This is a genomic window from Streptomyces sp. NPDC091387 (assembly GCF_044756945.1).
GTDB lineage: Bacteria > Actinomycetota > Actinomycetes > Streptomycetales > Streptomycetaceae > Streptomyces.
On record NZ_JBIVTZ010000007.1, the window covers coordinates 318,441 to 343,771 of the forward strand.

A 25,331-nucleotide genomic window follows, 5' to 3' on the forward strand; every position below is an offset into this window, starting at 1 on the left:
GCGGCACGGAACGGCTCCCTGCATCCTGCCGGTACGGACCGCCGGACGCGAGCGGTCAGGGGCGGGGGCCGCGCGGTTCCTCCCGGGCTCCGGGAGCCGGCGCCTGCCCGAGCCGTACGACGAGGTCGGCCCGGTCGCGGCCGGGGGCGACGAGCCGGGCGTTCGCCTCGTCGGAGCCGGCGACCCAGCGCTCCGCGTAGGGCCGCGGCTTCCCGAACCGGACGTGCCGGTCGACGAGCCTGCTCATCCGTACGTCCTGGTCGAGTTCGAGGTACCACGCCTCGTCGAGCAGCGCGCGCACCGGCGCCCAGCCGTCCTCCCCGTGCAGCAGGTAGTTGCCCTCGGTGATGACCAGCGGAACGTCCGGACCGACCGGGACGGACCCGGCGACCGGCTGTTCCAGGGCCCGGTCGAACGCGGGGGCGTACACGACGGTTCCCGGTTCCGGTGCCCGGAGCCGCCGGAGCAGGGCGGCGTACCCGGCGGCGTCGAAGGTGTCCGGCGCGCCCTTGCGGTCCGCCCGGCCGAGCCGTTCCAGTTCGGCCTGGGCGAGGTGGAAACCGTCCATGGGCACCAGCACGGCGAGCGGCCCGAGGGCGTCGGCCAGTCGTCCGGCGAGGGTGGACTTCCCGGCGCCCGGCGGACCGGCGATTCCGAGGACGCGGCGCTTCCCGGCCAGGGCGAGCCGACGGGCGCGGGCCGTCAGCCCGGTGAGGTCACTGGTGTCCATGGCGGATATTGTCCCGCTACGGGCCCGGCGGCCTCCGGGCCGTACCCCTCCCCCGCCCGCCCCGAGCACCGAGGAACCCCATGCCGCACATCGCTCTGGTCACCCTGGTCGTCCGCGACTACGACGAGGCCCGCGCCTTCTACACCGACGCCCTCGGCTTCGAGCTGGTCGAGGACACCGACCGGGGCGACGGCTCCCGCTGGGTCGTCGTCCGGCCGCGCGGCGGGCACGGTACGGGGCTGCTGCTGGCCCGCGCCAAGGACGAGGAGCAGGGGGCGAGCGTCGGGGCGCAGACCGGTGGCCGGGTCGGCTTCTTCCTCCATACGGAGGACTTCGCGGCCGACCACGCACGCATGACGGCGGCCGGGGTGCGGTTCCTGGAGGAGCCCCGGCACGAGGTCTACGGTTCGGTCGCCGTCTTCGAGGACCTGTACGGCAACCGCTGGGACCTGCTCCAGCCCGCCTGACCCCGGGTGGCTCAGCGCGTCCCGTTGCCCTCCAGGTACGCCGGCACGGCGAGGACCCGGCGGTGGACCGTGCCGGCCGCGTTCGTCTGCGTGCAGCTGACGGCGGGCACGACGCTGGAGCGGGCCGCCGACCGCCGGGCCGCGGCCGCCCTGCGGGCGGACCTGGTGGTGACCGGTCCCGCCGCCGGCCTCCCGTCGGACGCGGCCGAGGCCGTGCGCGGGGCTCACGGGGTGTCCGCCGCGACGGGCGTGCTGCGCTCGGCCGTCGTGCTGGCCCACCGCGAGACCGGCGATCCGGAACCGGACCGCTGCCCGGCGCTGACCGTGACGGCGGCCGCGGCGGCCGGCACGCTGCTCCCGGGGACGCGGGGCGGCGCGGGCCGGGGCGGCTCCGGGGCGGGCGGAGGAGCGGCCGGGCGCGGGACCGGCCGCCGGTTACTGAGGGGCGATGGCCTTGAGCCAGTCCTCGACGGTGATGACGTCCCCCCACCGCGGGAACAGCTTCCCGGTGAGGACCCGGTGCAGCTCGGGGTCGGTGTCGAGGCAGGCGTCCGCCAGGACGGTGAGGCCGAGGTCCAGGTCGACGGCCTGGCACAGGGTGGAGAGCACCACGCCGCTGGTGGCGATGCCGGTGACCACGAGGCTGTCGACGCCGCGCGCCCTGAGCACCAGGTCGAAGTCGCTGCCCGAGAACGCGCTCCCCCGCCTCTTGGTGACCAGGGCCTCGCCCGGCCGGGGCGCGACGTCGGGATGGATCGCGGTGCCGGGCTCGCCCTCGGTGAACCAGCCGGCCCGCACCGCGTCCGTGATCACCCTGTTGCGCGGGCTGACCTCCGGATCGTCCGGGGGCAACGCGATGGCCACGTAGATCACGGGGATGGCCGCCGCGCGGGCACCCTCGATCGCTCCGCTCAGGCGCGACAGGTATCCGGAGCCGGCCCCGGTGATGTCCACGATGTCGCGCTGGACGTCCATCACCAGGAGCGCGCTGTTCGCCATGCCTGCTGTCCTTTTCGTCACCGGGAGGAACAGGGGCAAGTCTGGCCGATCGGCCGGGCCGGGGCGGCGATTCCCGAGATTACGGAGATTTCGGAGAATACGGAGATACGTAGCGAGGCCCGGGGCTCCGCGGCCGGCGCCTCAGCCCGTCCCGCGCCCGAGACCCACGCCGCCCGCCGCCCCCGCCAGCGCGTCCAGCACCGGCGCGATCAGCGGATGCGCCTCCGCTCCCCGGCGTACCGCCGCGAACACCCGGCGGGTCGGGGCGCTGCCGTGCACCGGGCGGACCACCACGTCGGTCAGGTCCATTCCGCGCAGCGCGGACCTCGGGACCAGGGCGACTCCGGCATCCGCGCCCGCCAGTGCGACCACCGCGTGGAAGTCGTCGGAGGAGTGTTCGAGGCTGGGCTCGAAGCCCGCGTACTGGCAGGCCAGGACCACCACGTCATGGCACGGGTTGCCCGGGTAGGGGCCGATCCAGGTGTCCTTCGCCAGATCGGCGACCGCCACCTGCTCCTGGTCCGCCAGCCGGTGCCGCACCGGGAGCACCGCGTCGAACGGCTCCGAGTACAGCGGCACCCGGGTCAGCCGGCGGTCGTCCTCGCCCGGGGCGCCCCGGTACTCGACGGCGACGGCCACATCGACCTGGCGGTCCAGCACCATCGGGACGCTCGCGTCGCCCTCCGCGTCCTGGACCCGGACCCGGATGCCGGGTGCGGTCACGCCGAGGGCGGTGATCGCGGGGGCGAGGACCAGGCCGATGCCGGTGGCGAACGCGGCGACCGTGACCGTCCCGGCGTCACCCGCGCCGTAGGCGGCGAGCTCCGCCTCCGCCCGCTCCAGCTGGGCCAGCACCGCGTTGGTGTGGGTCAGCAGGATCTCCCCGGCGGCCGTGAGCCTGGCCCCGCGCGCGTTGCGCTCGACCAGCCGGTGCCCGGTCTCCTGCTCCAGCGCGGCCAGCTGCTGGGAGACCGCGGAGGGGGTCAGGTACAGCGCGGCGGCCGCGGCGGTCACCGTGCGGTGGTCCGCCACCGCACGCAGGGTGCGCAGCCGCCGTGCATCGATCATGTGCCCTATTGTCCCAGGTCGCGGAGGGGGTCCGGGACGCCCTCCGCGACGGGGGCCTACTCGCCCAGGGCTGCCCGCGCGTCGACGAACGCGTCGACCGCGCGGTTCACGTCGGCCGTGGAGTGCGCGGCGGACAGCTGGACGCGGATACGGGCCGCGCCCTGCGGGACGACCGGGTACGAGAACCCGATCACGTACACACCGCGCTCCAGGAGAAGCTCCGCCATCCGGCCTGCCTTCGCCGCGTCCCCGATCATCACGGGGGCGATGGCGTGGTCGCCGGGCAGGACGTCGAAGCCTTCCTCGGTCATCCGGGTACGGAAGAGCGCGGTGTTGGCGTTGAGCTGCTCGCGCAGGTCGCCGGCGGACTCCAGCAGGTCGATGACCTTCAGGGAGGCCGCCGCGATGACCGGGGCGAGCGAGTTGGAGAAGAGGTACGGGCGCGAGCGCTGGCGCAGCAGCGCGACGATCTCGGCGCGGGCCGCGACATAACCGCCGGAGGCGCCGCCGAGTGCCTTGCCGAGCGTGCCCGTGATGATGTCGACGCGGTCCATCACGCCGTGCAGCTCGGGCGTGCCGCGCCCGCCGGGGCCGACGAAGCCGACGGCGTGCGAGTCGTCGACCATGACCATGGCGTCGTAGCGCTCGGCCAGGTCGCAGATCTCGCGCAGCGGTGCGACGTACCCGTCCATGGAGAAGACGCCGTCGGTGACGACGAGGCGGCGCCGGGCCCCGGACGCCTCCTTGAGCTGCTTCTCCAGGTCGGCCATGTCGCGGTTGGCGTAGCGGAAGCGCTTGGCCTTGCACAGCCGGATGCCGTCGATGATCGAGGCGTGGTTGAGGGCGTCGGAGATGACCGCGTCCTCCGGGCCGAGGACGGTCTCGAAGACACCGCCGTTGGCGTCGAAGCAGGAGGAGTAGAGGATCGTGTCCTCCTGGCCCAGGAAGGAGGAGAGCCGCTGCTCCAGCTCCTTGTGGACCTCCTGGGTGCCGCAGATGAAGCGGACCGAGGCCATGCCGTAGCCCCAGCGGTCCAGCGCCTCGTGCGCGGCGGCGATCACCTCGGGGTGGTCGGCGAGGCCCAGGTAGTTGTTGGCGCAGAAGTTGAGCACCTCACCGGGGCGGCCTCCCGCGGTGACGGCAACGGTCGCGGACTGCGGGGTGCCGATCACGCGCTCGGGCTTGTGCAGCCCGGCGGCCTCGATCTCTTTGAGGGTGGTGCGCATGTCGTCGCGTACGGAGTCGAACATGAGGGTGTCTCCCAGCTGGGTACGGAGGGCGGCAGGACGGGGGCGGCAGGAGGTCAGACGGTCCAGTCGAGGATGACCTTGCCGCCGAGTCCGCTCGCCGCGTCGTCGAAGGCCGCCTCGAAGTCGCGGTAGCCGTAGCGGCCGGTGATCACGGGGGCGAGGTCGAGGCCGCCCTCCAGCAGGACGGACATGGCGTACCAGGTCTCGTACATCTCCCGGCCGTAGATGCCCTTGACCGTGATCATGGAGGTGACGATCCGGGACCAGTCGACGGCGAAGTCCTCCGACGGCAGTCCGAGCATCGCGATGCGGCCGCCGTGCGTCATGTTCGCGATCATGTCGCGCATCGCCTCGGGGCGGCCGGACATCTCCAGGCCGATGTCGAAGCCCTCGCGCAGTCCGAGCTCCCGCTGCCCGTCGGCGATGGTCAGCTCACCGACGTTGAGGGCCAGGCTGACACCGACCTTGCGGGCCAGTTCGAGCCGGGCCTCGCTGACGTCGGTGATGACGACGTTGCGGGCACCGGCGTGCTTCGCGACGGCCGCGGCCATGATGCCGATCGGGCCGGCGCCGGTGATCAGGACGTCCTCACCGACGAGCGGGAACGACAGCGCGGTGTGCACGGCGTTGCCGAACGGGTCGAAGATCGCGGCGATGTCCAGGTCGACGGGGACCCGGTGCACCCACACGTTGGACGCGGGCAGCGCCACGTACTCCGCGAACGCCCCGTCGCGGCCGACGCCGAGCCCCACCGTGGAGCGGCAGAGGTGGCGGCGGCCGGCCAGGCAGTTGCGGCACTTGCCGCACACCAGGTGGCCCTCGCCGCTGACCAGGTCACCGACGGCGATGTCCACGACGTCGGACCCGATCGCGGCGACCTCGCCGACGAACTCGTGGCCCAGGACGAGCGGCGTCGTGACCGCCTGCTGCGCCCAGCCGTCGTAGTTGCGGATGTGCAGGTCGGTACCGCAGATGCCGGTACGGAGCACCTTGATGAGTACGTCCGAGGGGCCGGTCTCCGGCTCGGGAACGTCCATCAGCCAGAGTCCCGGCTCGGCCTTCTGCTTCACGAGTGCCTTCACGGCTGCGGCTCCCTGTACCTGGTACGGCGTTGATCTCCCCGGGCCGGGGGCATGCCAGAGGAAGCCTGCGGCCCGGGGAGGAATGAGGGGACGGCGTGGCAGCGCGCATCGACCGGCTGCCGCGCACCATCCTCTGCCGTCACGGAGAAATCTGCCGTACCGCGCGCCCCAGGTCCATCGAGGTTTTCTTAAGCGCGGCCGCAGCTCCGCTTCACGCCCGCCCCGCGTGCGGCCGCCGGCCACGCGCCGGCGGCCGGAATACGGTTCCCCCGCCGGGCGCGGCGTGCGCCATCCGGCGGACAGGCCACCCTCGCGGGGGCGGCGGCGCGGTGGGCCGGATTGGGCCCGTGGGCCCATGACAGGGCCGCAACCCCGCGCATAGCGTCGGGCTCATGTCACCCATGGTCGCCGCCCGACGCTTACGCCTGCGCCTGAGGCGCTCGATGCCGCGGACGCGGGTACGCCTCGCCGGGCTCCGGAGGAGCAGTGCGGGTCAGGGCGCGATCGAGTATCTGGGGCTCGTCCTGGTGGTCGCGGCGATCGTCGGCGCGTTGGTCGCGACGGGGATCGGCGCTGATCTGACGGAGAAGATCGGGGTCCAGGTCTGCCGGATCGGTGGCGGCGGGAACTGCGGCGGTGACGGCAACGCCGAGGCACAGGACGGTTCGAACCGTCCGGGCAACGGTGATCCGGCGTCGGACAGGAACGCGGACGGTTCGCCGAAGTCTCCGGCGCAGATCGAGTACGACCAGGCCGTCAAGGACCTCGACGACGCGAAGAAGGACGAGAAGTCCAACGGGGACAAGGCGCTTGAGGCCGCGAAGGAACTCGCGAAGATCCTCGCCGACGAGCTGGGCATCACCGACGCGCTGGACTGCATCACCCAGGGCGACATGGGCGCCTGCACGGAGACCCTCATCAACGTCCTGCTCAGCCTGATCGGTGGCGCGGTCGGGAAACTCGGGGCGAAGTACGGGGCGCCCTGGAAGTGGAAAAAGGCCTACAAGCTCATCAAGAGCCTGAAGAAGCACGGCGGCGACCTCTATGACGCCCTGAAGGGGCTCATCAAGAACCGCAAGAAGGTGAAGGAGGCCGAGAAGAAGGTCGCCGACGCCGGAAAGAAGCTCGACGGCGAGAAGAAGGACCCGCCGAAGAAGGAACCGAAGGAAGAAGAGCCGGATCCCAAGGAGACCTGCCCGACCCACAGCTTCCTGCCCGGCACGCCGGTCCTCCTCGCCGACGGGCGGCAGGCTCCGATCGAGTCGCTCCGGGTCGGCGACCGGGTCCGGGCGACGGACCCGGCGACCGGCACCACGGGCTCACGCCGGGTCACGGCGGCCATCACGACGTACGACGACAAGCACTTCACCCGGATACGGGTACGGGACACGGGCGGCGAGCCCGCCGTGATCACGGCGACCGACGCGCACCCCTTCTGGCTGCCCGCTCGGCGCCAATGGGTCGACGCGGGGGCCATCAGGCCCGGCGACGCGCTGCGGTCGGTCTCCGGCCGGGTGCTGCCCGTCCTGTCCGTCTCGCACGTCGTGCACATGCGCACGACCCACGACCTGACGGTCGCCGGCATCCACACGTACTACGTCGTCGCCGGCACCTCGCCCCTCCTGGTCCACAACGTCGACTTCCCGGGCGTGGGGACCATCGTCAACGAGGGCGGCGTGACCATCCAGATCTACTCCAACGACCACGCACCGGCGCACGCCCACGTGAAGGGTCCCGGAAAGCTGGAGACGCGGATCGGGCAGAATGGCAAGCCGCTGAAGGGCGACCCCGAACTGACCAGGGCGCAGCAGCAGATCGTCGACCGGAACATCAGCACGATCCGGAACAACATCCGGGTCTCCATGGAACGGCACAAGAAGAACAATGGCTGCTGAGCACGGACCGGCTCTCCGCGACGCCGTGACCGCCCTGGCGCGGACGGTGGCCGGGCAGGACGCACCCGCGGACGGGGACTGGTGGCAGGACGGCCATGCCCGGTGGGAGCTCTACCGCCGCGCGGCCGAGGCCGCGGACGCCGGGGAACGGCTGCTGGCGGCCGTGGCGGCGGAGTCCGACCTTCCGCTGGCCTCGGCCGTCGTGGTCATGATGCTGGAGAAGGTGCCGGCCGGTGAGCGGGGCCGGTGGGTGGACGCTCTGGACCCGGAGGTACGGGACTTCGCCCGGAAACGGGAGCACGAGCTCGCGGTGCTCGACGCGCTGACGGCCGGGGAACCTGCCGCCGGCTCCCCGAGCGCCCAGGAGATCGCCGCGTGGTCGGACTGGCTGCAGCTGCGGGTGGCCGGGTCCGCCCGCGACCGGCCGCTCCTGGAACTGCTCGCCGACAGCGGGCGGACGAAGCGGATCCGCGGCGAGGCGCGCCAGTCCGCCCAACGAGTGCGGCGGGAGACCCGCTGAGGGCGGCGTGCCCCCGGGTCACCGTACCGATCGGCTGAGGCCGAGGAAGCGGGCCCGTCCGTCGTCGATCCGGTAGAGGAAGATCCCGTCCCCCTGCCGCAGCACCCGGTTGTCGTCGAAGGACAGCCGTCTGGTGATGCCCCGGTGGTCGGTGCGGAAGACGCGCTGGGCGATCCCGCCGCGCAGGGCGTCGGTGGCGCTGGTGGCACCGGCGGCCCGCGCGATCAGGCCCACCGCGTCGTAGGCCTCGGCGGCCCAGGTGGCGGGGGCCGCGCCGAACCGTTTGCGGTACGCGGCGGTGAAGGCCTTGGCGGCGGGCAGGGCCGAGGGGTCGGTGTACGCCTCGGAGAAGACCCAGCCCTCGGCGGCCCTGCCGGCGTCCCGGAGGAAGCCGGGTGCCAGGACGGGGCCGGTGGCCAGGGCGCTTCCGGTGAATCCGGCGGCCGCCAGGTCGGCGGCGCAGCGGGCGCCCCGGGCGGGGGACGTGCCCGCGTAGATGACCGCTCCGGCCCCGGCGGTGACGGCGGCCCGTGCGGCCGGGGCGAAACTGTCGCTGTCCGCCGCGACGGTGTGCGTGGTGAGGGCGGTTCGGCCGATCCCGACGTCCCGGATGGCGTTGGTGACCGTCCAGCTGCCCTGCGGATCGGCCCGGTCGTCGATGATCAAGGCTTTCGCGGTGGGCCGGGCGTTCACGAGGTAGTCGACCAGTCCGATGGACAGCGAGTGGTCGAACGGGCGTAGTACACACAACGTGGCGGCCGACGAGTCGGCGGTCGTGGATCCGGCGGCGACGACGACCTGGGCGAGGCGCGCCTTCTCGTAGCGGCTGACCACCGCCTCCGTGGCGACGTCGGCGGTGGGTCCGATGACGGCGAGGACCGCGGGATCGGCGGTCAGGCGGTCCGCGACGGCGAGGGCGCGGCGGGCGTCCCCCGCGTCGTTCTCGGTGCGCAGGCCGAGGCGGAAGGCCTTGTCGGTACGGGAGTTGTGGTCGTCGACGGCGAGCCGGACGCCTCGCTCATGGGCGAGGCCGACGGCCTTGCCCGGTCCTGTGGTGTCCGCGTGCAGACCGATCGTGTACGTGGGGAGCGTGCGGGGCGCCGGTCCGGTACCGCTGCCGCCGCGCCGGCCGGCCAGCCAGGCGGTGGTGCCTCCGCCGGTGAGCAGGACCGCGCCGGCGGCTCCGGCGGTGAGGACGCGCCGGCGGGTCGGGCGGGCCGGGGCGGGGTCCTGGACGACGGTCGGGGGTTCCGGGTCGGGCAGGGCGAGGGCGGCGGCGGAGCGTTCGGCGATCGTGGCGGAGAGGCCCGGCACCTCCCAGCCGGTGCCGTGGTCCGTGAGCCGCCGCTCGGCCTCCGCCGCCGTCGGCCGGTCCGCCGGGTCCTTGGCCAGGCATGCCGTCACCAGGGGCAGCAGCGCGGACGGCAGTCCCGCCAGGTCCGGTTCACCGTGGACGGTGCGGAAGAGCACACCGGCCGCCGCGCCGTTGCCGAACGGCCGCTGTCCGGTCGCCGCGTACACGAGGACGCACCCCAGCGAGAACACGTCGCAGGCCGGTCCGACCGGCCCCGCGGAGGCCTGTTCTGGCGCCAGGTAGCCGGGCGTGCCGATCACCGCGTCGGTCGCGGTGAGCGCGGTGGCGCCCTCGTGGCGGGCGATGCCGAAGTCGATGAGGCGGGGGCCGTCCAGCGCGAGGAGGACGTTGCCGGGCTTGACGTCGCGGTGCAGGAGACCCGCCCCGTGCACCGCGACGAGTGCCCCGGCGAGGCGGGCGCCGAGCGCCCGGACCGTGGCCTCCGGCAGCGGGCCCCGCGCCTCGACGGCCTCGCCCAGCGAGGGGCCCGGCACGAACGCGGTGGCCAGCCAGGGCTCGCGGGCCTCGGTGTCGGCCCCCGTGACCGGGACCACCCACGGGCCGGTGATCCGGGCCGCGGCCTCTGCCTCGCGCCGGAAGCGGGCGCGGAATCCGGGGTCGGCGGCGTGCTCGGCGCGGATCACCTTCACGGCGGCGAGCGCCCCGCCCGCCGAACGCGCCAGGTAGACCACCCCCATGCCGCCCGCACCGAGCCGGACCAGGGTGCGGTACGCACCGATGGTGCGCGGATCGTCCGAGGTGAGGGGGCGCATGGCGGTCAGGTCCCGGACTTCGGCGCGGCGCCCAGGTGGACGAAGCGCCCGTCCCGCACTCCGTAGAGGTGGGCGTCCGCGCCCTTGAGCCGGTGGTCGTCCTTGAAGGCGTACGTCCGGGAGACGCCCTTGTAGGAGGAGGCGGCGATCTTCGCGACGAGCGCGGTCCGGGTCGGCCGCACCGGCTTGGCGCCGCGTCCGGCGAGGGCGGTGACGGCGGCGGTCACGAGACCGGCCGCGTCGTACGCCTCCGCGGCCCAGCGCGCGGGGGCGGAGCCGTACATCGAGCGGTGGGCGGCGGCGAACTCCTTGGCGCCCGGGGCGGAGGCGTCGGTGTAGGGCGCGGTGAACTCCCAGGGTTCGGCGGCCTGTCCGGCGTCCCTGAGGAAGCGCGCCTCCATGGCCGTGTGCATGGCCATGCGGGGTCCTTCGAAGGTGGTTGCGTCGAGCGCGCGTGCGGTGCGGGCGGCCCCGGCCGCGTCGCCCGCGTAGAAGAAGGCGTCACTGGCGTGCCGGAGCATGTCCTCGATGACCGGCGCCAGGTCCTTGGTCCCGGCGGGGATGACGCGCGGGTAGGTGGTGCCGGTGGTGATCACGCTCGTCTGCATGTTGGTGAGGTAGCCGACCTGGTAGGCGGACTGACCGCCCGCGCGGTCGAGCAGCACCCCGAGCCGTTCGACGTCCGGCCGGAGCACCAGCCGGTTGATGACGGGCGCGCACAGCACGCCGTCGGACGGGGCCGCCTGGAAGAAGGACTTCCTGGACCGGGCCGTATAGGTGAGCTGGAGCGAGGAGACGGTGAGGACCGGCAGCATCGCCTCGTCGTAGGCGGTGAGGACGGCGTCGGTGGTGCGGTCGTCGGTGGGGCCCACCACGGCGAGCACATCGCGGTCGCGGGTGAACTGTGCGGCGGCCCGGACCGCGCGGGCGGTGTCGCCGCGGTCGTCGATGGCCTTGACGGTGAGGGTGAAGGGCTGGTCGGCGCGGGAGTTGAACTGTTCGACGGCCAGCCGCACCCCGCGTTCCTGCGCCCGCCCGACGGCGCTCCGCGGGCCGGACAGGTCCGCCTGGACGCCGATGATCCAGGCCCGTTCGCCGGACCTGCCCGCGCCGGAGCCCGCGTCGTCGCGCAGCCACTCCCGTACGGCGAATCCGCCGCCTGCCGCGACCAGGACACCGGCGCCCGCGAGCAGCAGTCCTCGCCGGCCGGGAAGGGTTCCTGGCGACGGGGACCGCGGCTCGGCGACGGTGGGTTCGATGTCGGGCAGGTCGAGCATGGCGGCGGACCGGTCGGCGATGAGCGTCACGACATCGTCCGGCAGCCAGTCGATGGAGCCGTTCGGCGCGTCCTCGGCGATCCGTGCGTCGAGTTCGGCGGCGGTGGGCCGCCCCGCCGGCTCCTTGGCCAGCAGGGCGGCCAGCAGTGAGCGGAGTTCGGGGTCATCGATTCCGTCGAGGTCGGGTTCGTCGTGCACGGTCCGGTAAAGCAGTGCCTCGACGGCTCCGCTGCCGAACGGGGGCCGTCCGGTCGCGGTGTACGCGAGGAGGCAGCCGAGGGAGAAGATGTCGCTCGCGGGCCCGGCCGCCGTGCCGTCCCCGATGGCCTGCTCGGGCGAGAGGAAGCCCGGGGTCCCCACGACGAGGCCGGCGGCGGTGAGGGCCGTGGCGTCGGCGGCCCGTGCGATACCGAAGTCGATCAGGCGCGGCCCGTCGACCGTGAGCAGGACGTTTCCCGGCTTGACGTCCCGGTGGACAAGTCCCGCCGCGTGTACGGCGGTCAGCGCGCGGGAGAGCAGCCGGCCGAGCACCCGGACGCTGCGGGCGGGCAGCGGCCCGCAGCGGGCGACGGCCTCGGACAGGGCGGGCCCCGGCACGAACGCCGTGGCCAGCCAGGGGCGTTCGCCCTCCGTCCCGGCACCGGTGACGGCGACCGCCCAGGGGGTCGCCACCCGGCGCGCGGCCTCCACCTCGCGGCGGAACCGGGCCCGGAAGTCCTCGTCCCCGGCGAACTCCGGCAGGATCACCTTGATCGCGGCCAGGGCTCCGCCGTCCGTGCGGCCGAGGTAGACGACGCCCATGCCGCCGGCGCCGAGCCGCCCCAGCAGCCGGTGTCCGCCGATCGTCGCGGGGTCCGCGGGACGCAGCTGTTCCATCACGCTCTCCGCTCTCTCACTTCTGCTTCTGGACGGCGGCCTGGAGCCGCAGGAGCATGGCGGCCTGGGCCTCGGACGTCAGCGCGTCGAGTTCCTTCTCGGTCCGCCCTTTCGCCCCCTTGCCGGTCACCGCCACGGTGAACTGGAGGGTCTGTGCCTGCTGCCAGACGTACGGGAAGGGGCCGCCGAGCGTGGAGCTCTGGTACTGCCCGATTTCGAGCAGTGTGTCCTCGGAGAGGTTCTGGTTGTTCTCCCCCCGCGCCAGCGAGGACGAGACCAGTGACCCGATCAGTTCGCCCTTCCGCAGTTGCTGCGTGGGGCAGCGCATCGTCTCCTCCACCGATTCCGCCATCTCCCACCGCGCGTCCTCGCGGCTGCGGTGCACGGTGATGACGGCGGAGAGCCGTACGGGCCCCTTGCCGCCGGCCGCGGGCACCTCGAAGGCGCGGCTGCGGGTGGCGAGGACGTGGTGCGCCGGCTTCTTCCGCTGCCAGACGCAGTCGGTGCCGAGCACGGGCCAGGTGGCCGGGTCACTCTCGTACGGGCTGCGCCTGACCACGTCCGGTCCGAAGCTGTCGGGGTCCGCGAGGACCCGGCCGATGAAGTCGAGCGCCTGACCGCGGGACACGGGCAGCCTGGCCGGGTCCACGTCGGCGCTGCCGGTGTCCGCCTTCCCCGAGCCGGGGTCCGCGGTGGCGCTGCCGGTCGCGCGGGCGCTCTTTCCCTCCCCGCCCGGACTCCCGCCGCCGCTGGAGCACGCCACCAGCACGAGTGGAGCCAGCACCAGCACTCCGTATCTGCGCATCGGCCCGCCGCACGCCATGATCAGCCACCCCGTCTCCCCGAAGACCACCCCGATCCTATGATCGCGGGCCCGTGCCCGGCAGCGGTGGGCGAAACTGTTGCATCCTCAAGACCCCTTTGCAGCAAGGCACTTACCGTCCCCAACGACTGTGCCCCGTCGTCCCGGACGGCTGCGGCGCGGGGCGCGCACCGTCCGCCGATCGGGTGAGGCCCGCGGGACCGGCCGACGCCCTCGCACCTGAACAGCCCTGTCCGGATGGCCGGTCACCGGAGCCTGCTGTCCACTGAGGCCGACGGCCCCGCTCGTGCGGCCGCGTGCCGCCTGTGCGGGCGGCCGGATGAAGCCTGAGGAGCCCCGATGAAACGCCACACCAGGACGGCCGCCGCGCTGGCCTCCGCAACCCTGCTGGCCGCCGCGGCCGCCGGATGTTCAGACAGCGGATCCGGCAGCGGCTCCAGCGGTACGGACACGGGCAGCCAGAACAGCGGCCGCCAGGTCGACGTGGCCGCCGCTTCCACGTCCCCCAGCCCGTCGAAGTCCCCCGCCCCGACGGTCTCCCTCAGGAAGGGCGCGTACGGCAAGATCCTGGTGAACGCCAAGAAGATGACGCTCTACGTGTTCGACAAGGACACCAAGAACAAGTCCGTGTGCACCGGCGCCTGTGCCAAGGCATGGCCGCCGCTGCTCGACACGAAGGCACCGACCGCCGGCAGCGGGGTCGATACCAAGCTGCTGAAGACGACGACCCGCAGCGACGGCAAGAAGCAGGTGACCTACAACGGTCACCCGCTGTACCTCTTCGACGAGGACCAGAAGGCCGGCGACATCAAGGGCCAGGGCGTCGACGCCTTCGGCGCCAAGTGGTACGTCATCGACGCCAAGGGCAAGCAGGTCACCACCAAGCCGACGGCCACGCCGTCAGCCACGCCGTCGAGCAGCAGCGGCAACGGTTACTGATCCCGGCCGGTCCGGCCCACGCCCCCCGGAGACGCCATGCCGTTCTCGTTCCGCACCAGCCGGACGCGGTTCGCCGTGGCCACCGCCTTCTCCGTCTGCCTGACGGCGGCCCTCACGGGCTGCTCGGACAGTGGCGGCGGGGGCGGCGGCAGCTCATCGGCCCCGGCCACACCGCCCTCGCTCTCCTCCCCGTCCTCGTCGCCGTCCTCGTCGCCCGCTTCCTCCCGGCCGCCCGCCGGCCAGGTGAAGGTGAGCATCAAGGACTTCACGTTCCGGCCCGCCGACCTGACCGTCGCGCCCGGCGCGAAGATCACCGTGACCAACGACGACACGACCACGCACACGATGACGGCGACGAAGGGCAAGGCCTTCGACACCGGCGACATCGCGCCGGGCAAGTCGGCCACGTTCACCGCTCCGTCGAAGGCGGGCGGCTACCCGTACGACTGCACGATCCACCCCTTCATGACGGGGACCCTCACCGTCAAGTGAGCCCCGGGCGCCGCCCCCGGCCCACCGGCGCGAATGGAGCCGCAATGTCCTCAGAAGTCCCCGCCACGCCCGCCGACCCCGCGCACGGGCACGGGCACGGTGCCGGCCGTTTCCTGCGCGGCGCGGCCCGGGTGCTCGCCGCGGCGGGTCTCGCCGTGGACGCCTATCTGCACGCGCACCTGGCCGATCAGTACGACGCCGTCACGGCCGACATCAGCCAGGGCACGCTGTTCCGGATCGAGGCGGGCATGGCCGCGCTGGCCGCGCTCCTCGTCCTGGTCTGGCGACGGTGGCCGTCCGACCTGTTCGCCTGGTCGGTCGCGACCGGCGGGGTCGCGCTCCTGCTGATCTACCGGTACGCGGACATCGGCGCCTGGGGTCCGTTCCCGAACATGTACGAGCCGGTCTGGTTCGGCGAGAAACGGGCCACCGTGGTGGCCCAGGCGGTCGCGATGGTCGCCACGGTGTATCTGCTGCTCTTCCGGCCGCCGTCCCGGAACCATGACGGCCATCCGCACTGAGCACCCGGCGCCGGGCACTCCCCCGCGGTGAACAGCCGTGGGTCAGTGCCTGCGGACGTCAGGCGTCCGAGGAGACCGTGAGGAGGATCGGTCCCGAGAGCCCCGTCACCGCCCGGATCGAGTCCACGAACACCTCCGTCGTCCACGCGGCCACGTCCGTCGACCACTCGCGCACGTCGCAGCGGAAGGCGAGCACCCGGCGCAGGCCCTCGGCCTGCACCACTCCGGCGAGGGGAAGCGCCAGCCCCGCGGTCGTCGCGCCGGCGGGCTTGAGGGGCTCAACCGCCATGTATCCGTAGGTGCGTTCGAGCGCCGCGTCACGGATCTCGGCGGCCCGCGCGCCCAGCTTCGCCGACGGCAGGGCGGAGACGGTGACCGTCAGCGAATCCGCACCCGCCGGGTCAGCGAGGGCGAACCAGTCCGCCACCTCGGCGAGTTCGATGCGGGCGTCCCCGGCGCGGTGCAGCGGCACGAAGGCGTGCGTGCCGGTGAGACGGACGGTGCCGACGCGGCGCAGCGCGTCCGAGAGGACCGTGATGACGGGCAGCACCGGGAGGCGGCGGGCGCGCCGCCGCTTCCCCGGAGCGTTCACGGGCCGGGGAAGCGACGACTGCAGCCAGGCCAGCTGACGGACCCGCCCGTCCTGCGTCCAGTCACCGTCGGCGTCGTTGTGGTCCCAGAGGTTGTCGACGGGCTTGTCCGTGAGAGCCGTGGAGCTCCAGGCGTAGGCGGACGCCCGCTTCACGGCGAGGCTGAAGACGTCCTCTTCGAGGTCGAACTCGGTGCTCACCCGGTCGAGCCAGGGATGCCGGTCCAGTACTCCGTGAAGTCCCACGATGAGGGTGTCGCCCGGACCGGTATCACTCATGGTCGTACTCCTGGATCAAGCGGATGGAACGGGGAACCAGGGAATCAGACGCCGCACTTGACCGTGACCGGCTTCGTGTACACCTTCTCCGGCGAGTCGGGCACACCGATGAGATCGACGTCGATCTTGGTACGCCACTGGCGCTTGTTCTGGTTCGCACACTTCTTGCGGGCGACGACCCGACGGGCGCTGCCGCCGTTGCCGGACTTGAGGTTCTTCGCGTTCTTGGCGACCGAGTGCCACTTCTTGCCGGACTTCATCTGCAGCCAGATGGTGACCTTGGCCTTGGTGCCGGGGCCACTGATGTGGGTCCACCAGGCGTGGGCGGACGCCGTGCGCGGCGGGGTGCTGGAGATGTGCACGCGATCGCCGTTGGTGACGAAGACGCCGGGGCCTTTCGCGGCGGCCGGCGCGGCGGTCGCCGGGGCGACGGAGCCGCCGAGTAACGCGATGGTCAGAGTCGCCGACGTCAAGAAGGTGCGCATGCGCATGGTGTGGTGTCCTCCGTTGGTCGTGATGCCGGGTGCGCGGGGTGTGCCCGACGGCGGACGGAACTGCCGCATCCGTGCCGTACCGGCGGCCGTTCACGCGCAGGCGTATGGCGTGACACCGGTCCCGGGAGCATCCCCGTGATGTCCGTCCCCGTGGGGCGGACGGCAAGAGCGGTGCCGTCCGCGCACCCCTCACGCTAGAGGGGGACCGCGCCGCGACGCAATCACATAATTTGGAGGCGATTCGGCCGCCTTTTCGCAGGAGTTGCAGGCCGACCGGGAACCACCCGGATCCGGTCCGCGCGGGGTGAACGACAGCCCCGCGACGACACCACCGCGCGGCAGGTCCTACGCCTTGTCCCGCGGCCAGGGCCGCCCGTCGAGGCGTTCGATGTCGCGGTTGAGCCGGGCGAGGTTGTCCGCGAGCTGCTTCGCCTCCTCGGGGGTCCAGTCGGCCAGCAGCGCGCCGAGGCCCTCCAGGTTCTCCGACCGGTCACGGTCCAGGCGCTGCGCGCCCTCGTCCGTGATGACGAACTTCCGGGCGATGCCGCCCTCCGGGTCGGGAATGCGCTCGACGACACCGGCCCGCAGCATGGCGGCGGTCTGCCGGTTCAGCGTGGAGGCGTCCAGACCGAAGGCGTCCCGGAGGTCGCCGATGGACATCGGGCCCTCGACCTGGATGCGGCTGAGGAGAATGTAGGCGCTCCGGTCGAGCCGGCCGTCTCCCCTGGAGGCGAGCAGATTCATATGGCGGCCGAGAAGCATGGTCTCGAACTCGATCCGATCCACGGGCATGTCCACGCGAGGCTTCTTTCGACTGCGAGTGCGGGTCCGCCTCCCTGCCGGGAAGACCACCTCTCTGTACAGATATACCACGGATTGTATGCATGTTGCACTCCGTGTGTACGACCCACTACAGATGCACGATACACATCGCCCGGCCCCGCCACCCGTACAGGTCCCACTGCCCCTTCGCGGGCGGGGCAACGTGGTCGCCTCTCGGCTCAGGCGGTTTCAGGCCGCCGGAACGCGTCGGCGTTACGCGCGCACCAGTCCGCGAAAGTCCGCGGCTTGCGTCCGAGCAGTCGCTCGACCGTGTCCGTCCGGAACCCGACGGTGTCGGCGCGCATCAGGTTGAAGCCCTCGGTGACGGCGTCGGCGAGGGCCTGAGGTGCCCCGTTGGGGAAGCGGAACCGTACGGCCTCGTCCGGTGTGGTCACCTCCCGGACCTCGATGTCGCGGCCGATCGTCTCGGAGATGACCCGAACCTGCTCGGTGACGGTGAACGTCTCGTCACCGGTGAGGACGTACTCCTCGCCCTGGTGGCCGGCCTCGGTGAGGACGAGGGCGGCCACCGCGGCGATGTCCGCGGGGTCGATCGGCGCGTGGCGACCAGGCCCGACCGGGTCGAGGACGTGGTTTCCCTCGCGGATGGTGGGCAGCCAGTCGAGGGTGTTCGTCATGAAACCGCCGGGCCGAAGGAAGGTGGCGGGTATTCCGGAGGCACGGACGATCTCCTCGCGTGCGTGATGCCAGCGGGCCATGGCGGGCAGCGGGTCGAGGGCGACATGGAGCGAAGCCAGGTGCACGATGTGACTCACCCCGGCGGCCTCGGCCGCGGCGAGAGCGGCGGTGGTGTAGTCGGTGCCGATGCCCTGGGTGAGCAGGAAGAGTTTGTCGACGCCGGCGAAGGCCGGCGTCAGCGTAGAGGGTTCCCCCAGGTCGCCGACCGCGCGCTCGGCGCGGTCGGGCAGTCCGGCAGCACGGGCGGGGTCGCGGACGAGGAGACGGAACCCAGCGCCCTTCGCGTCGAGTTCGCGGGCGAGTTCACGGCCGATGTTCCCGGTGGCTCCGGTGACCAGTATCATCGTGGCTCCCTAAAGTCGTTTGCCGCCTAATGAATCGCCATGAACGTTAGCCGGTGAATGATTAGCCGTCAATCGAGTTGCTCGCGGCTCGGGCAGCCGCTTGCGCACATCACAGAAAGGCCCCGATGGCAGAGTTCCTGGACCTGCACAGCAGAACGTCGAAGGTCCTCCGAGCCCTGGCCGACGCGGCCATGCGACGCCATGGGCTGCACGTCGGACAGAACTACCTGCTCGCGGCGCTGTGGGAGCGGGACGGCAGCACGCCGGGCGAGGTCGCCGCCGCGCTGAACGTCACGACGCCCACCGTCGTCAAGATGGCCGACCGGATGACTACCGCCGGGCTGCTCACCCGCCGCCGTGACGACCGGGACAACCGCCTCGTCCGGCTCTGGCTCACCGACACGGGTCGCGCACTGCAGAAACCGGTCGAAGCGGAACGGCGGTTGATCGAGGAGAAGGTCACCGCGGATCTCACCGAAACCGAACGTGAATCCCTCTTGAACGCCCTGACGAAGGTCCATCGGGCGGCGAGCGAGCTACTGCGCGAGCCCATCGATCACGGCGACTCCGCCACCACCTGACACTCCCGCACCCCCTGCCCGAACAGATCCGACAAGCACGAAGACGGCTTCCTGCCCACCGACGGCTTCCTCGATCCCACGAGGATGCCCTGGGCTGCGCGACCGGCCACCACCTCTCCACCCCGAGAAGCCACACACGGTCCGGCTCACGTCAACCCTCGAAGGGCTTCCGGGGCCGACCACTTAGACTCGCCGAATGGCGAAGTATTTCGATGTACACCCCGAAAACCCCCAGCCGCGCACCATCTCCGGCGTGGCCGAAAGCATCCGCTCGGGCGCGCTCGTCGCGTACCCGACGGACTCCTGTTACGCGCTGGGGTGTCAGCTCGGCAGCCGTGACGGCATCTCCCGCATCCGTTCGATCCGCAACCTCGACGACCGCCACCACTTCACGCTCATGTGCCAGGACTTCGCCCAGCTGGGGCAGTTCGTGCACATCGACAACGACGTGTTCCGCGCGATCAAGGCGGCGACGCCCGGTCAGTACACCTTCATCCTTCCGGCGACGAAGGAGGTGCCGCGCCAGTTGCTGCACTCGAAGAAGAAGACCGTCGGCGTCCGCATCCCCGACCACGCCGTCGTCCAGGCCCTCCTGGAGGAGCTCGGCGAGCCGCTGCTCTCCAGCACCCTGCTCCTGCCCGACGAGGAGGAGCCGATGACCCAGGGCTGGGAGATCAAGGAACGCCTCGACCACGAGGTGGACATCGTGGTCGACTCCGGCGACTGCGGCACGGAGCCGACCACCGTCCTCGACTTCTCCAGCGGCGAGCTGGAGATCGTACGGCGGGGAGCGGGCGACACCTCCCGCTTCGAGTAACCGGGCAGGGGCGGCGGACCGGTTCAGCGCAACAGGTCCAGCTCCACGGCGACCGTCTTCCCCGGTACGCGCTCCAGCACCACCCACCGGTCCGCCAGCGCCTCGACGAGCACCAGTCCGTACCCGCCGCCGGACCCCGGCGGCGGTTTCACGACCTCCCCGGGGCCCGGCGGCCGACGCTCGCCCCGGGTGTCGCTGACCTCGATCCGGAGCCTGCCGGGCGTCTCCGGGGCTGCGGCGGCCAGGCCCAGCAGCAGTTCGAAGTCCCTTCCCGGTACGCGGCCGTGGGTCGCGGCGTTGGCCGCCAGCTCGGCCACCAGTAGCGCGGCGGTGTCGGACAGGTCAGAGCGGTACGGGATGCCCCAGACGTTCAGCTGATGAACGGCGAGCCTGCGGGCGAGCCGCGCCCCTCGGAGGGTGGAACTGAACCGCTGCACGAACAGCCTCTCGGTGCGCGGCCGGTGGGGGGTGACGGATGCTTCCATGCGGGTCAGCGTGCGCGGCCGGGCCCCGCGGGACCAGCCACAGAACCCGTACGGTAAGTCAGCGTACGGGTACGGAGAGTGGACAGTCTGCGTGACGATGCGTGACCATGGGCGAGTTGCGGACCGGGGACGAGCGCACGGAAGGTGGCCGCACATGGCCGAGGGCACGGGCGGTACGGGCGGTACGGGTGGACTGGCGGGGGCCTGCGGTGAGCCCGAGTCGTCGGACAGTCTCAAGGCGTTCGGGGAAGTGCTCAAGGTCCTGCGCAAACGGGCCGGCCTCACCCAGGAGGAGTTCGCCCCGATGGTGAGCTACTCACTGCCGATGGTCGCCTCGATCGAGCAGGGCCGCCGCTTCCCACCGCCGACGTTCGTGGAGCGGGCCGAGGTCGTGCTCGACGCGATGGGGGTGCTGAGGGCGGCGGCAAAGCATCTGTCGCGACGGCCGGGGCTTGCGAGCTGGTTCCGCCAATGGGCGCGGCTGGAACAGGACGCGATTGCCCTGAACACGTACGAATGCCGGTTGGTGCCCGGTCTGTTGCAGACGGAGGCATACGCGCGGACGCTGTTCACCGAGAAGTTGCCGCCGATGGGCGACGAGCACATCGAGACACAGTTGGCAGCCCGGATGGAACGCCAGGAACTGTTGAGGCAACGCCCCAACACCGCATACAGCTTCATCCTGGAGGAGCACCTGTTGCTGCGCAGGACCGGCGGCGCAGCGGTTGCCGCCGAACTGGTCGAGCACCTATTGGAGCTCGCCACCCTCCGGAACGTCGAAATCCAGGTCATGCCAGTGGTGCAGGAGCGGCATGCTGGGGTGGACGGATCAATGCAGCTTCTTGAGACCCCGGAAAACCGCTGGTTCGGTTACTGCGAGGGTCAGGAGAGCGGCCAGTTCATCTCCGATCCCAAAGTCGTGAGCACGCTCCAAATGCGATATGCCAGGATGCGTTCGCAGGCTCTTTCACTGCAGGATTCCGTGAGCCTGTTGCGGCGGATGCGAGGAGCGTTATGAGCACCACAGAACTGTCCTGGTTCAAGAGCAGCTACAGCGGCAGCTCCGGCGACAGCTGCGTCGAAGTCGCCCTGTCCTGGCACAAGTCCAGCTACAGCAGCGGATCCGGCGACTCCTGCGTCGAGGTCGCCACCTGCCCCACCACCGTCCACATCCGGGACTCCAAGGTCGAAGAGGGCCCCCAACTCGCCCTCTCCCCCGCCTCCTGGACGAACTTCGTCGCCTACGCGGTCCAGGGCTGAGCACGCGGCCGGCAGGGAACCGGCCCCGGACGCGAGGCGCCCGGGGCCGGCGTTCTGGCTACTTCAGGCCGTAGGCCCAGTCGATGGTCTCGACCGTGCGGCTGCCCGCCGTGTCCCACAGCTCGGACCTGATGGACGCGTGACCGTTCGTCTTCGCGAGCTTCGGCTGCTGGGCCGAGACCTGGAAGGAGTCACTGTCCAGCCGCCGTACGTCGGCCGCCTTCCAGGTCTTTCCGCCGTCGTAGCTGAGCGACACCTTCGCGCCGGCCAGCTTCTTCGAGCCGGTCCAGCCGGTGGCGCGGTAGCCGTCGAAGGTGAACGTGTGCTTCTTGCCCGCCTTCACCCGGTTCAGCAGGTCGGTCTTCATGCCGTAGTGCGTGAGGATGGCCGCCATCGGCTGACAGGCAGCAGCCATGTCGACGAAGTCCTTGCATGCCTTCTCGTTCATGCCCTGAGGCGCGTCCGCGGGGAAGGAGTACTCGGTGTGGCTCGTCGAGTCGGCGAAGCCGTCGGCCGCCGCGTAGTTCATGTCCAGGTCCAGCCGGTAGACGGCCTTGTCCTTGATGATCCAGGGAGTGCTGGCGGGCACCTCGACCCCGTTGCGGTAGAACGCCAATCCCTGGGACGACGCCCCCCACTCGATGTAGTGCGCCGGGTCGGAGTCACCCACGTGTCCGGGGAACGGCAGGATGCCGATATCGAGACTGCAGAGGTTGCAGGAGAACTCACGTCCCACGGGCGCGGGGTGGAGTGCGGGCGCGAACCAGTCCTCGGTCACGGGCCGGCCGGGGCGGTAGGTCTCGGTCCGGCCGAACATCAGGGCACCGAACCGGGAGGATCCCACTGCCTGGCGATACTCCTGACCGGACTTCGCGTAGGTGTAGTCGTCCCGTTGGCTGCCCCGCAGAAGGGCTTCCGGCACCCGCACGACGAGCCGCGAGGTCGCGCCGCTCCACACCTGCTGCTGGTAGGCGCTTTCCTGCTCCGTGCCGTAGCCGTGGAAGACGTTCGTGACCTTGGCGAAGTCACCACGCCGTGCCTTGACCGTCAGGTCGGCGGGGATGGTGTTCTCGAAGTCCCACTGCCCGCCGTAGGCGAACTCGGACTCCTTGTCACCGTGAAGCGTCACCCGGACGGGAGACTTGCCCGCCGCGGCGAGCCGGGCGGACAGCCTGGTGCCGTCCTTGTAGTCGAGCACCGCGAGGGGAATGGTCAGGCCCTCGCCGAGTACGGCGTACACCGGGCGGTCGGTGACAGGCGCCCTGAGGATCGCCGCGGCGCCCGCCGCCTCCAGGAGTTCCGCAGCCTCGATGATGTAGTGAGCGTCGTCGTGGACGAGCGCGACCTTGCCCTTGACGTCCGCGCGGGCGATCTCCTCGGGGCTGCCGCTGCCCACGTCAACGAGGGTCAGCTTCCTGTCGCCCTCGAATCGCGCGAACTGTGCGTAGGTGCGTGGTGTGAACGTGAAGCCTCCGCGTCCGGTGACCTCCGCCGTCATCAGCGGGGCCCGCTCCCGGTGGTAGAAGGAGGTCACCAGCTTGCCGGACGTGGGCTTGACGGCTGGGATCGCCCCGAGGTGACCGGAGGTCATGAACGCGTCGCCCTCAAGGGCGATGCCCACGCCGCGGCCGTCGGCGGTGGTCCGCCAGAGTGTGTGCGCGTACCCGGAATTCACACGCGGGCGCTTGTCACCAGGTACGTCGAGCCGGAAATCCGTTGCCTTCGTCGCGTCGACGGTGACCTTGACAGGCTCGTCGGACACCTTCACGTCGGGGAGGCTGAAGAGGTCGTACGCGTCGGAGAAGCCGCCGTAGAACCCCATGTCCCCCGTGCCGATCGCACCGAAGAGAGCATAGGAGCCCTGGGGCACCCGCAGTTTCAGACTGTCCTGGTGGGCGACGGGGAAGGACTCGTAGTAGTCGTTGTCGAGGCCCATGGCGACGATCAGACCGCTGTCCGGGGCGGCGCCGTCGCGGCCCTGGAGACCGACGGTCAGTCCGTAGCTCTCGGTCTCCTTGGTGAAGCCGAGAGCCGAGGTGGCGGTGGCTCCGCCGTCCGTCGTCGCCGTGATCTGCCCCGAGTACGTCGCGGGTTCGAGCAGATTGGGATCGAGCGTGACCGTGACCTTCTTGCTGCCGCCCGCGGCCAGCGTGACGGTGTCCTCACCGAAGGTCAGCGCACCCTCCGCCAGGGTTCCGGTCGCGGTGTGCGCGGAAAGCTTCACCGTGGTGGCGGTGTCGGTCGGGTTGCTCACGGTGAGGGTGCGGGTCAGCTTCTCGTACGGCCGGTCCTTCTGGAACCAGATCATGCCGAAGTCGACCGGGCTCGACAGGTCGACCTTCGCGTCGAGGGAAGCCGCCACGTCCACCCGGCCGTTGCCCTGCTCCTGGACCGTGTAGTCCGCGGACGGCGTGGTGTGGGAGGTGAGTTCGGCCTTGATGCGCGCGCCCGGCCAGTCCGGGTGGCGCTGGGCGAGAATGGCGGCGGCACCGGCGACGTGCGGCGTAGCCATCGACGTACCGCTCGCCGAGGTGTAGTTGGCGTCGACGACGGTGCCCATGGCGGTGCCGGCCGCCCTGGCGGCGACGATGTCGACCCCGGGGGCGGTGATGTCGGGCTTGATGGCCTGGTCCTCGCCGACCGGGCCGCGGCTGGAGAAGTCGGCGAGCGCGTCGGCACGGTCGACCGCACCGACGGTCAGGGCGGAGGGGGCCGCTCCGGGGCTGCCCACGGTGGAGGCACCCGGCCCGGTGTTGCCCGCGGCGACGACGAACAGCGAGTCGCTGGTGGCGCTCAGCCGCTCAAGGGCCTGGGACGTGGGGTCGTCGGCCGTGCCCGCGTCGTCGCCCAGGCTCATGCTGACGATGTCGGCGCCCTGCTCGACCGCCCACTCCATACCGGCGATGACACCGGAGTTGGCGCCGGATCCGCTGTCCGCCAGCACCTTGCCGACGAGGAGCTCCGCCCCGGGCGCGACGCCCTTGAGGCGTCCTCCGGACGCGGCGCCGCTGCCGGCGATGGTCGAGGCGACATGTGTCCCGTGGCCGTGTCCGTCCTGGACGGTGGCGGTGCCCACGAAGCTCTTGGAGCCTACGACGCGGTCCTTGACGTCGGCGTGGTTCAGGTCGATGCCGGTGTCGAGCACGGCGACCTTGGTTCCGGTGCCGTCGAAGCCTGCGGCCCAGGCCTCGGGGGCGTGGATCTGCGGGACGCTCTTGTCGAGGGAGACCTTCGCCGGTGCGTCGTACCAGATCCTGGCGACCCCGGAACCGGCGGCCGCGGCTCGGCCGTTCGCGGACGTACGGGGCGCGGCCGCCTTCCAGAACGAGGCAGCCTCACTCTTGTCGACGTGCAGCGCCGCCATGTCCACCCGGTCCAGGACGAGGCCGCGTTCGCTGCCCGGAAGCCGGTCGGCGCGCTTGCCCAGTGTGGACCGGGACGGTTCGTCGTCGTAGGAGACGATGACGGGCAGCGAGTCGTGCTTGCTGTCCGTCTGGCCGTCCCTGATGAGCTGGGAGACGTTGAAGAGCCTCTGGTCCAGGGTCTTGGCGCCGAGGCCGGAGAAGGCCGACGCGGGATAGACGTGGAGGTCTCCGTCGGGGTCGGTGACCGTCTGGAACGCATTCGGGTTGCCGGGCGCGGGGGTGATGGTGGCGGACTGCCGGCCGTCGGTCGCCGTGCTGACCGAGACCTGGTCGCCGGTGACCAGGGTGACCTGGACGGGCTTCGCCGCCGCCGGCAGAGAGCCGCCCCGCGCTGCGGCGGGCTGGGCCACGGCGGTGGTACCGGAGCCGACCACGGGTATGAGGGCTCCGGTGGCGATCACCGTGGCGACGGCGATCAGCCGTCTGCCACGTCTGCCGCGAGAGGGATTGCGCACGTACGTCTCCTTGGG

At 71.6% G+C, this 25,331-nt stretch carries 26 protein-coding genes; 10 read left to right on the forward strand and 16 right to left on the reverse strand.

Going from position 1 to position 25,331, the window contains the following annotated elements; translation table 11 throughout:
- Positions 1–55 precede the first annotated feature (55 nt).
- Complete coding sequence (locus tag ACIQM0_RS17000; protein ID WP_401287004.1) at positions 56–730, reverse strand: nucleoside/nucleotide kinase family protein; 675 nt, start codon at positions 728–730, stop codon at positions 56–58.
- Positions 731–810: 80 nt separating this feature from the next.
- Between ACIQM0_RS17000 and ACIQM0_RS17005 the strand changes: the two genes are divergently transcribed.
- Positions 811–1,197, forward strand: coding sequence for a VOC family protein (locus tag ACIQM0_RS17005; RefSeq protein ID WP_401287007.1), 387 nt, complete (start codon positions 811–813; stop codon positions 1,195–1,197).
- A 224-nt stretch (positions 1,198–1,421) separates the two neighbouring features.
- Here the strand turns inward: ACIQM0_RS17005 and ACIQM0_RS17010 are convergent, their stop codons facing one another.
- The 5 genes from ACIQM0_RS17010 to tdh all read right to left on the reverse strand — a co-directional run bounded on the left by ACIQM0_RS17010 (position 1,422) and on the right by tdh (position 5,596).
- Complete coding sequence (locus tag ACIQM0_RS17010) at positions 1,422–1,547, reverse strand: hypothetical protein (protein WP_401287010.1); 126 nt, start codon at positions 1,545–1,547, stop codon at positions 1,422–1,424.
- A gap of 85 nt (positions 1,548–1,632) precedes the next feature.
- Positions 1,633–2,196, reverse strand: coding sequence for a cysteine hydrolase family protein (locus ACIQM0_RS17015; protein WP_401287013.1), 564 nt, complete (start codon positions 2,194–2,196; stop codon positions 1,633–1,635).
- A 141-nt stretch (positions 2,197–2,337) separates the two neighbouring features.
- Positions 2,338–3,264 carry a LysR family transcriptional regulator gene (locus ACIQM0_RS17020; RefSeq protein WP_401287015.1) on the reverse strand — a complete coding sequence of 309 codons (927 nt, stop codon included), beginning with the start codon at positions 3,262–3,264 and terminating at the stop codon, positions 2,338–2,340.
- Positions 3,265–3,320: 56 nt separating this feature from the next.
- Positions 3,321–4,514, reverse strand: coding sequence for a glycine C-acetyltransferase (locus tag ACIQM0_RS17025; protein WP_401287018.1), 1,194 nt, complete (start codon positions 4,512–4,514; stop codon positions 3,321–3,323).
- A gap of 53 nt (positions 4,515–4,567) precedes the next feature.
- Positions 4,568–5,596, reverse strand: a complete 1,029-nt coding sequence (gene tdh, locus ACIQM0_RS17030; protein WP_363026237.1) for an L-threonine 3-dehydrogenase — start codon at positions 5,594–5,596, stop codon at positions 4,568–4,570.
- Positions 5,597–5,988: 392 nt separating this feature from the next.
- On the opposite strand from tdh, the gene ACIQM0_RS17035 reads away from it, so the two are divergent.
- Together ACIQM0_RS17035 and ACIQM0_RS17040 are read left to right on the forward strand one after the other, a co-directional pair.
- Complete coding sequence (locus ACIQM0_RS17035; protein WP_401287021.1) at positions 5,989–7,491, forward strand: polymorphic toxin-type HINT domain-containing protein; 1,503 nt, start codon at positions 5,989–5,991, stop codon at positions 7,489–7,491.
- The gene (locus ACIQM0_RS17040) at positions 7,481–8,011 is read left to right on the forward strand and encodes a hypothetical protein (protein ID WP_401287024.1); all 531 of its coding nucleotides are present in this window, start codon (positions 7,481–7,483) and stop codon (positions 8,009–8,011) included. The genes ACIQM0_RS17035 and ACIQM0_RS17040 overlap by 11 nt, the downstream gene beginning before the upstream one ends.
- Before the next feature lie 18 nt (positions 8,012–8,029).
- Here the strand turns inward: ACIQM0_RS17040 and ACIQM0_RS17045 are convergent, their stop codons facing one another.
- Genes ACIQM0_RS17045 through ACIQM0_RS17055 form a run of 3 tightly spaced genes read right to left on the reverse strand, consistent with a single transcriptional unit; the run spans position 8,030 to position 13,114 of the window.
- Entirely contained in the window at positions 8,030–10,138 is a 2,109-nt protein-coding gene (locus tag ACIQM0_RS17045; protein WP_401287027.1) for a bifunctional serine/threonine-protein kinase/ABC transporter substrate-binding protein, read from the reverse strand.
- 5 nt (positions 10,139–10,143) lie between these two features.
- Positions 10,144–12,291: a bifunctional serine/threonine-protein kinase/ABC transporter substrate-binding protein gene (locus tag ACIQM0_RS17050; RefSeq protein ID WP_401287028.1), complete on the reverse strand. Its 2,148-nt coding sequence runs from the start codon at positions 12,289–12,291 to the stop codon at positions 10,144–10,146.
- 16 nt (positions 12,292–12,307) lie between these two features.
- Positions 12,308–13,114, reverse strand: a complete 807-nt coding sequence (locus tag ACIQM0_RS17055; RefSeq protein WP_401287221.1) for a hypothetical protein — start codon at positions 13,112–13,114, stop codon at positions 12,308–12,310.
- Positions 13,115–13,453: 339 nt separating this feature from the next.
- Here ACIQM0_RS17055 and ACIQM0_RS17060 point away from each other — a divergent pair, with 339 nt between their 5' ends.
- The gene (locus tag ACIQM0_RS17060) at positions 13,454–14,053 is read left to right on the forward strand and encodes a hypothetical protein (protein WP_401287030.1); all 600 of its coding nucleotides are present in this window, start codon (positions 13,454–13,456) and stop codon (positions 14,051–14,053) included.
- Here ACIQM0_RS17060 and ACIQM0_RS17065 read toward each other — a convergent pair.
- Positions 14,047–14,310, reverse strand: a complete 264-nt coding sequence (locus ACIQM0_RS17065; RefSeq protein WP_401287031.1) for a hypothetical protein — start codon at positions 14,308–14,310, stop codon at positions 14,047–14,049. The genes ACIQM0_RS17060 and ACIQM0_RS17065 overlap by 7 nt on opposite strands.
- Between ACIQM0_RS17065 and ACIQM0_RS17070 the strand changes: the two genes are divergently transcribed.
- The gene (locus ACIQM0_RS17070) at positions 14,303–14,545 is read left to right on the forward strand and encodes a cupredoxin domain-containing protein (protein WP_401287034.1); all 243 of its coding nucleotides are present in this window, start codon (positions 14,303–14,305) and stop codon (positions 14,543–14,545) included. The two genes, ACIQM0_RS17065 and ACIQM0_RS17070, sit on opposite strands and share 8 nt — an antisense overlap.
- Positions 14,546–14,589: 44 nt before the next feature.
- Positions 14,590–15,066 (forward strand): hypothetical protein, encoded by a 477-nt coding sequence (locus ACIQM0_RS17075; protein ID WP_401287037.1) that lies wholly within the window; start codon positions 14,590–14,592, stop codon positions 15,064–15,066.
- A 58-nt stretch (positions 15,067–15,124) separates the two neighbouring features.
- On the opposite strand, the gene ACIQM0_RS17080 is transcribed toward ACIQM0_RS17075, so the two are convergent.
- The 4 genes from ACIQM0_RS17080 to ACIQM0_RS17095 form a co-directional block, all read right to left on the reverse strand.
- Entirely contained in the window at positions 15,125–15,934 is an 810-nt protein-coding gene (locus ACIQM0_RS17080) for a hypothetical protein (protein ID WP_401287040.1), read from the reverse strand.
- Positions 15,935–15,978: 44 nt separating this feature from the next.
- Complete coding sequence (locus tag ACIQM0_RS17085) at positions 15,979–16,419, reverse strand: hypothetical protein (RefSeq protein ID WP_401287042.1); 441 nt, start codon at positions 16,417–16,419, stop codon at positions 15,979–15,981.
- A 354-nt stretch (positions 16,420–16,773) separates the two neighbouring features.
- Positions 16,774–17,226 (reverse strand): MarR family winged helix-turn-helix transcriptional regulator, encoded by a 453-nt coding sequence (locus ACIQM0_RS17090; protein WP_401287045.1) that lies wholly within the window; start codon positions 17,224–17,226, stop codon positions 16,774–16,776.
- A 203-nt stretch (positions 17,227–17,429) separates the two neighbouring features.
- Complete coding sequence (locus tag ACIQM0_RS17095; protein ID WP_401287047.1) at positions 17,430–18,293, reverse strand: NAD(P)H-binding protein; 864 nt, start codon at positions 18,291–18,293, stop codon at positions 17,430–17,432.
- 125 nt (positions 18,294–18,418) lie between these two features.
- Between ACIQM0_RS17095 and ACIQM0_RS17100 the strand changes: the two genes are divergently transcribed.
- The gene (locus ACIQM0_RS17100) at positions 18,419–18,874 is read left to right on the forward strand and encodes a MarR family winged helix-turn-helix transcriptional regulator (RefSeq protein ID WP_401287050.1); all 456 of its coding nucleotides are present in this window, start codon (positions 18,419–18,421) and stop codon (positions 18,872–18,874) included.
- Positions 18,875–19,070: 196 nt separating this feature from the next.
- Entirely contained in the window at positions 19,071–19,691 is a 621-nt protein-coding gene (locus ACIQM0_RS17105; RefSeq protein WP_363026255.1) for an L-threonylcarbamoyladenylate synthase, read from the forward strand.
- A 23-nt stretch (positions 19,692–19,714) separates the two neighbouring features.
- Here the strand turns inward: ACIQM0_RS17105 and ACIQM0_RS17110 are convergent, their stop codons facing one another.
- Positions 19,715–20,176, reverse strand: a complete 462-nt coding sequence (locus ACIQM0_RS17110) for an ATP-binding protein (RefSeq protein ID WP_401287055.1) — start codon at positions 20,174–20,176, stop codon at positions 19,715–19,717.
- Positions 20,177–20,330: 154 nt separating this feature from the next.
- Between ACIQM0_RS17110 and ACIQM0_RS17115 the strand changes: the two genes are divergently transcribed.
- Positions 20,331–21,194, forward strand: coding sequence for a helix-turn-helix domain-containing protein (locus ACIQM0_RS17115; RefSeq protein ID WP_401287058.1), 864 nt, complete (start codon positions 20,331–20,333; stop codon positions 21,192–21,194).
- Complete coding sequence (locus tag ACIQM0_RS17120; RefSeq protein WP_401287060.1) at positions 21,191–21,436, forward strand: DUF397 domain-containing protein; 246 nt, start codon at positions 21,191–21,193, stop codon at positions 21,434–21,436. The genes ACIQM0_RS17115 and ACIQM0_RS17120 overlap by 4 nt, the downstream gene beginning before the upstream one ends.
- 58 nt (positions 21,437–21,494) lie before the next feature.
- Here ACIQM0_RS17120 and ACIQM0_RS17125 read toward each other — a convergent pair whose 3' ends face one another.
- Positions 21,495–25,316, reverse strand: a complete 3,822-nt coding sequence (locus ACIQM0_RS17125) for a S8 family serine peptidase (protein ID WP_401287062.1) — start codon at positions 25,314–25,316, stop codon at positions 21,495–21,497.
- Positions 25,317–25,331: the final 15 nt, after the last annotated feature.

What these genes read in the sequence shown, in the direction of transcription:
- ACIQM0_RS17000 (WP_401287004.1), bottom strand. Translation starts at nt 730, where the DNA reads ATGGACACCAGTGACCTCACCGGGCTGACGGCCCGCGCCCGTCGGCTC.
- ACIQM0_RS17005 (WP_401287007.1), top strand. Translation starts at nt 811, where the DNA reads ATGCCGCACATCGCTCTGGTCACCCTGGTCGTCCGCGACTACGACGAG.
- ACIQM0_RS17015 (WP_401287013.1), bottom strand. Translation starts at nt 2,196, where the DNA reads ATGGCGAACAGCGCGCTCCTGGTGATGGACGTCCAGCGCGACATCGTG.
- ACIQM0_RS17020 (WP_401287015.1), bottom strand. Translation starts at nt 3,264, where the DNA reads ATGATCGATGCACGGCGGCTGCGCACCCTGCGTGCGGTGGCGGACCAC.
- ACIQM0_RS17025 (WP_401287018.1), bottom strand. Translation starts at nt 4,514, where the DNA reads ATGTTCGACTCCGTACGCGACGACATGCGCACCACCCTCAAAGAGATC.
- ACIQM0_RS17035 (WP_401287021.1), top strand. Translation starts at nt 5,989, where the DNA reads ATGTCACCCATGGTCGCCGCCCGACGCTTACGCCTGCGCCTGAGGCGC.
- ACIQM0_RS17040 (WP_401287024.1), top strand. Translation starts at nt 7,481, where the DNA reads ATGGCTGCTGAGCACGGACCGGCTCTCCGCGACGCCGTGACCGCCCTG.
- ACIQM0_RS17045 (WP_401287027.1), bottom strand. Translation starts at nt 10,138, where the DNA reads ATGCGCCCCCTCACCTCGGACGATCCGCGCACCATCGGTGCGTACCGC.
- ACIQM0_RS17050 (WP_401287028.1), bottom strand. Translation starts at nt 12,291, where the DNA reads ATGGAACAGCTGCGTCCCGCGGACCCCGCGACGATCGGCGGACACCGG.
- ACIQM0_RS17055 (WP_401287221.1), bottom strand. Translation starts at nt 13,114, where the DNA reads ATGGCGTGCGGCGGGCCGATGCGCAGATACGGAGTGCTGGTGCTGGCT.
- ACIQM0_RS17060 (WP_401287030.1), top strand. Translation starts at nt 13,454, where the DNA reads ATGAAACGCCACACCAGGACGGCCGCCGCGCTGGCCTCCGCAACCCTG.
- ACIQM0_RS17065 (WP_401287031.1), bottom strand. Translation starts at nt 14,310, where the DNA reads ATGCTCACCTTCACCTGGCCGGCGGGCGGCCGGGAGGAAGCGGGCGAC.
- ACIQM0_RS17075 (WP_401287037.1), top strand. Translation starts at nt 14,590, where the DNA reads ATGTCCTCAGAAGTCCCCGCCACGCCCGCCGACCCCGCGCACGGGCAC.
- ACIQM0_RS17080 (WP_401287040.1), bottom strand. Translation starts at nt 15,934, where the DNA reads ATGAGTGATACCGGTCCGGGCGACACCCTCATCGTGGGACTTCACGGA.
- ACIQM0_RS17085 (WP_401287042.1), bottom strand. Translation starts at nt 16,419, where the DNA reads ATGCGCACCTTCTTGACGTCGGCGACTCTGACCATCGCGTTACTCGGC.
- ACIQM0_RS17095 (WP_401287047.1), bottom strand. Translation starts at nt 18,293, where the DNA reads ATGATACTGGTCACCGGAGCCACCGGGAACATCGGCCGTGAACTCGCC.
- ACIQM0_RS17100 (WP_401287050.1), top strand. Translation starts at nt 18,419, where the DNA reads ATGGCAGAGTTCCTGGACCTGCACAGCAGAACGTCGAAGGTCCTCCGA.
- ACIQM0_RS17105 (WP_363026255.1), top strand. Translation starts at nt 19,071, where the DNA reads ATGGCGAAGTATTTCGATGTACACCCCGAAAACCCCCAGCCGCGCACC.
- ACIQM0_RS17110 (WP_401287055.1), bottom strand. Translation starts at nt 20,176, where the DNA reads ATGGAAGCATCCGTCACCCCCCACCGGCCGCGCACCGAGAGGCTGTTC.
- ACIQM0_RS17115 (WP_401287058.1), top strand. Translation starts at nt 20,331, where the DNA reads ATGGCCGAGGGCACGGGCGGTACGGGCGGTACGGGTGGACTGGCGGGG.
- ACIQM0_RS17120 (WP_401287060.1), top strand. Translation starts at nt 21,191, where the DNA reads ATGAGCACCACAGAACTGTCCTGGTTCAAGAGCAGCTACAGCGGCAGC.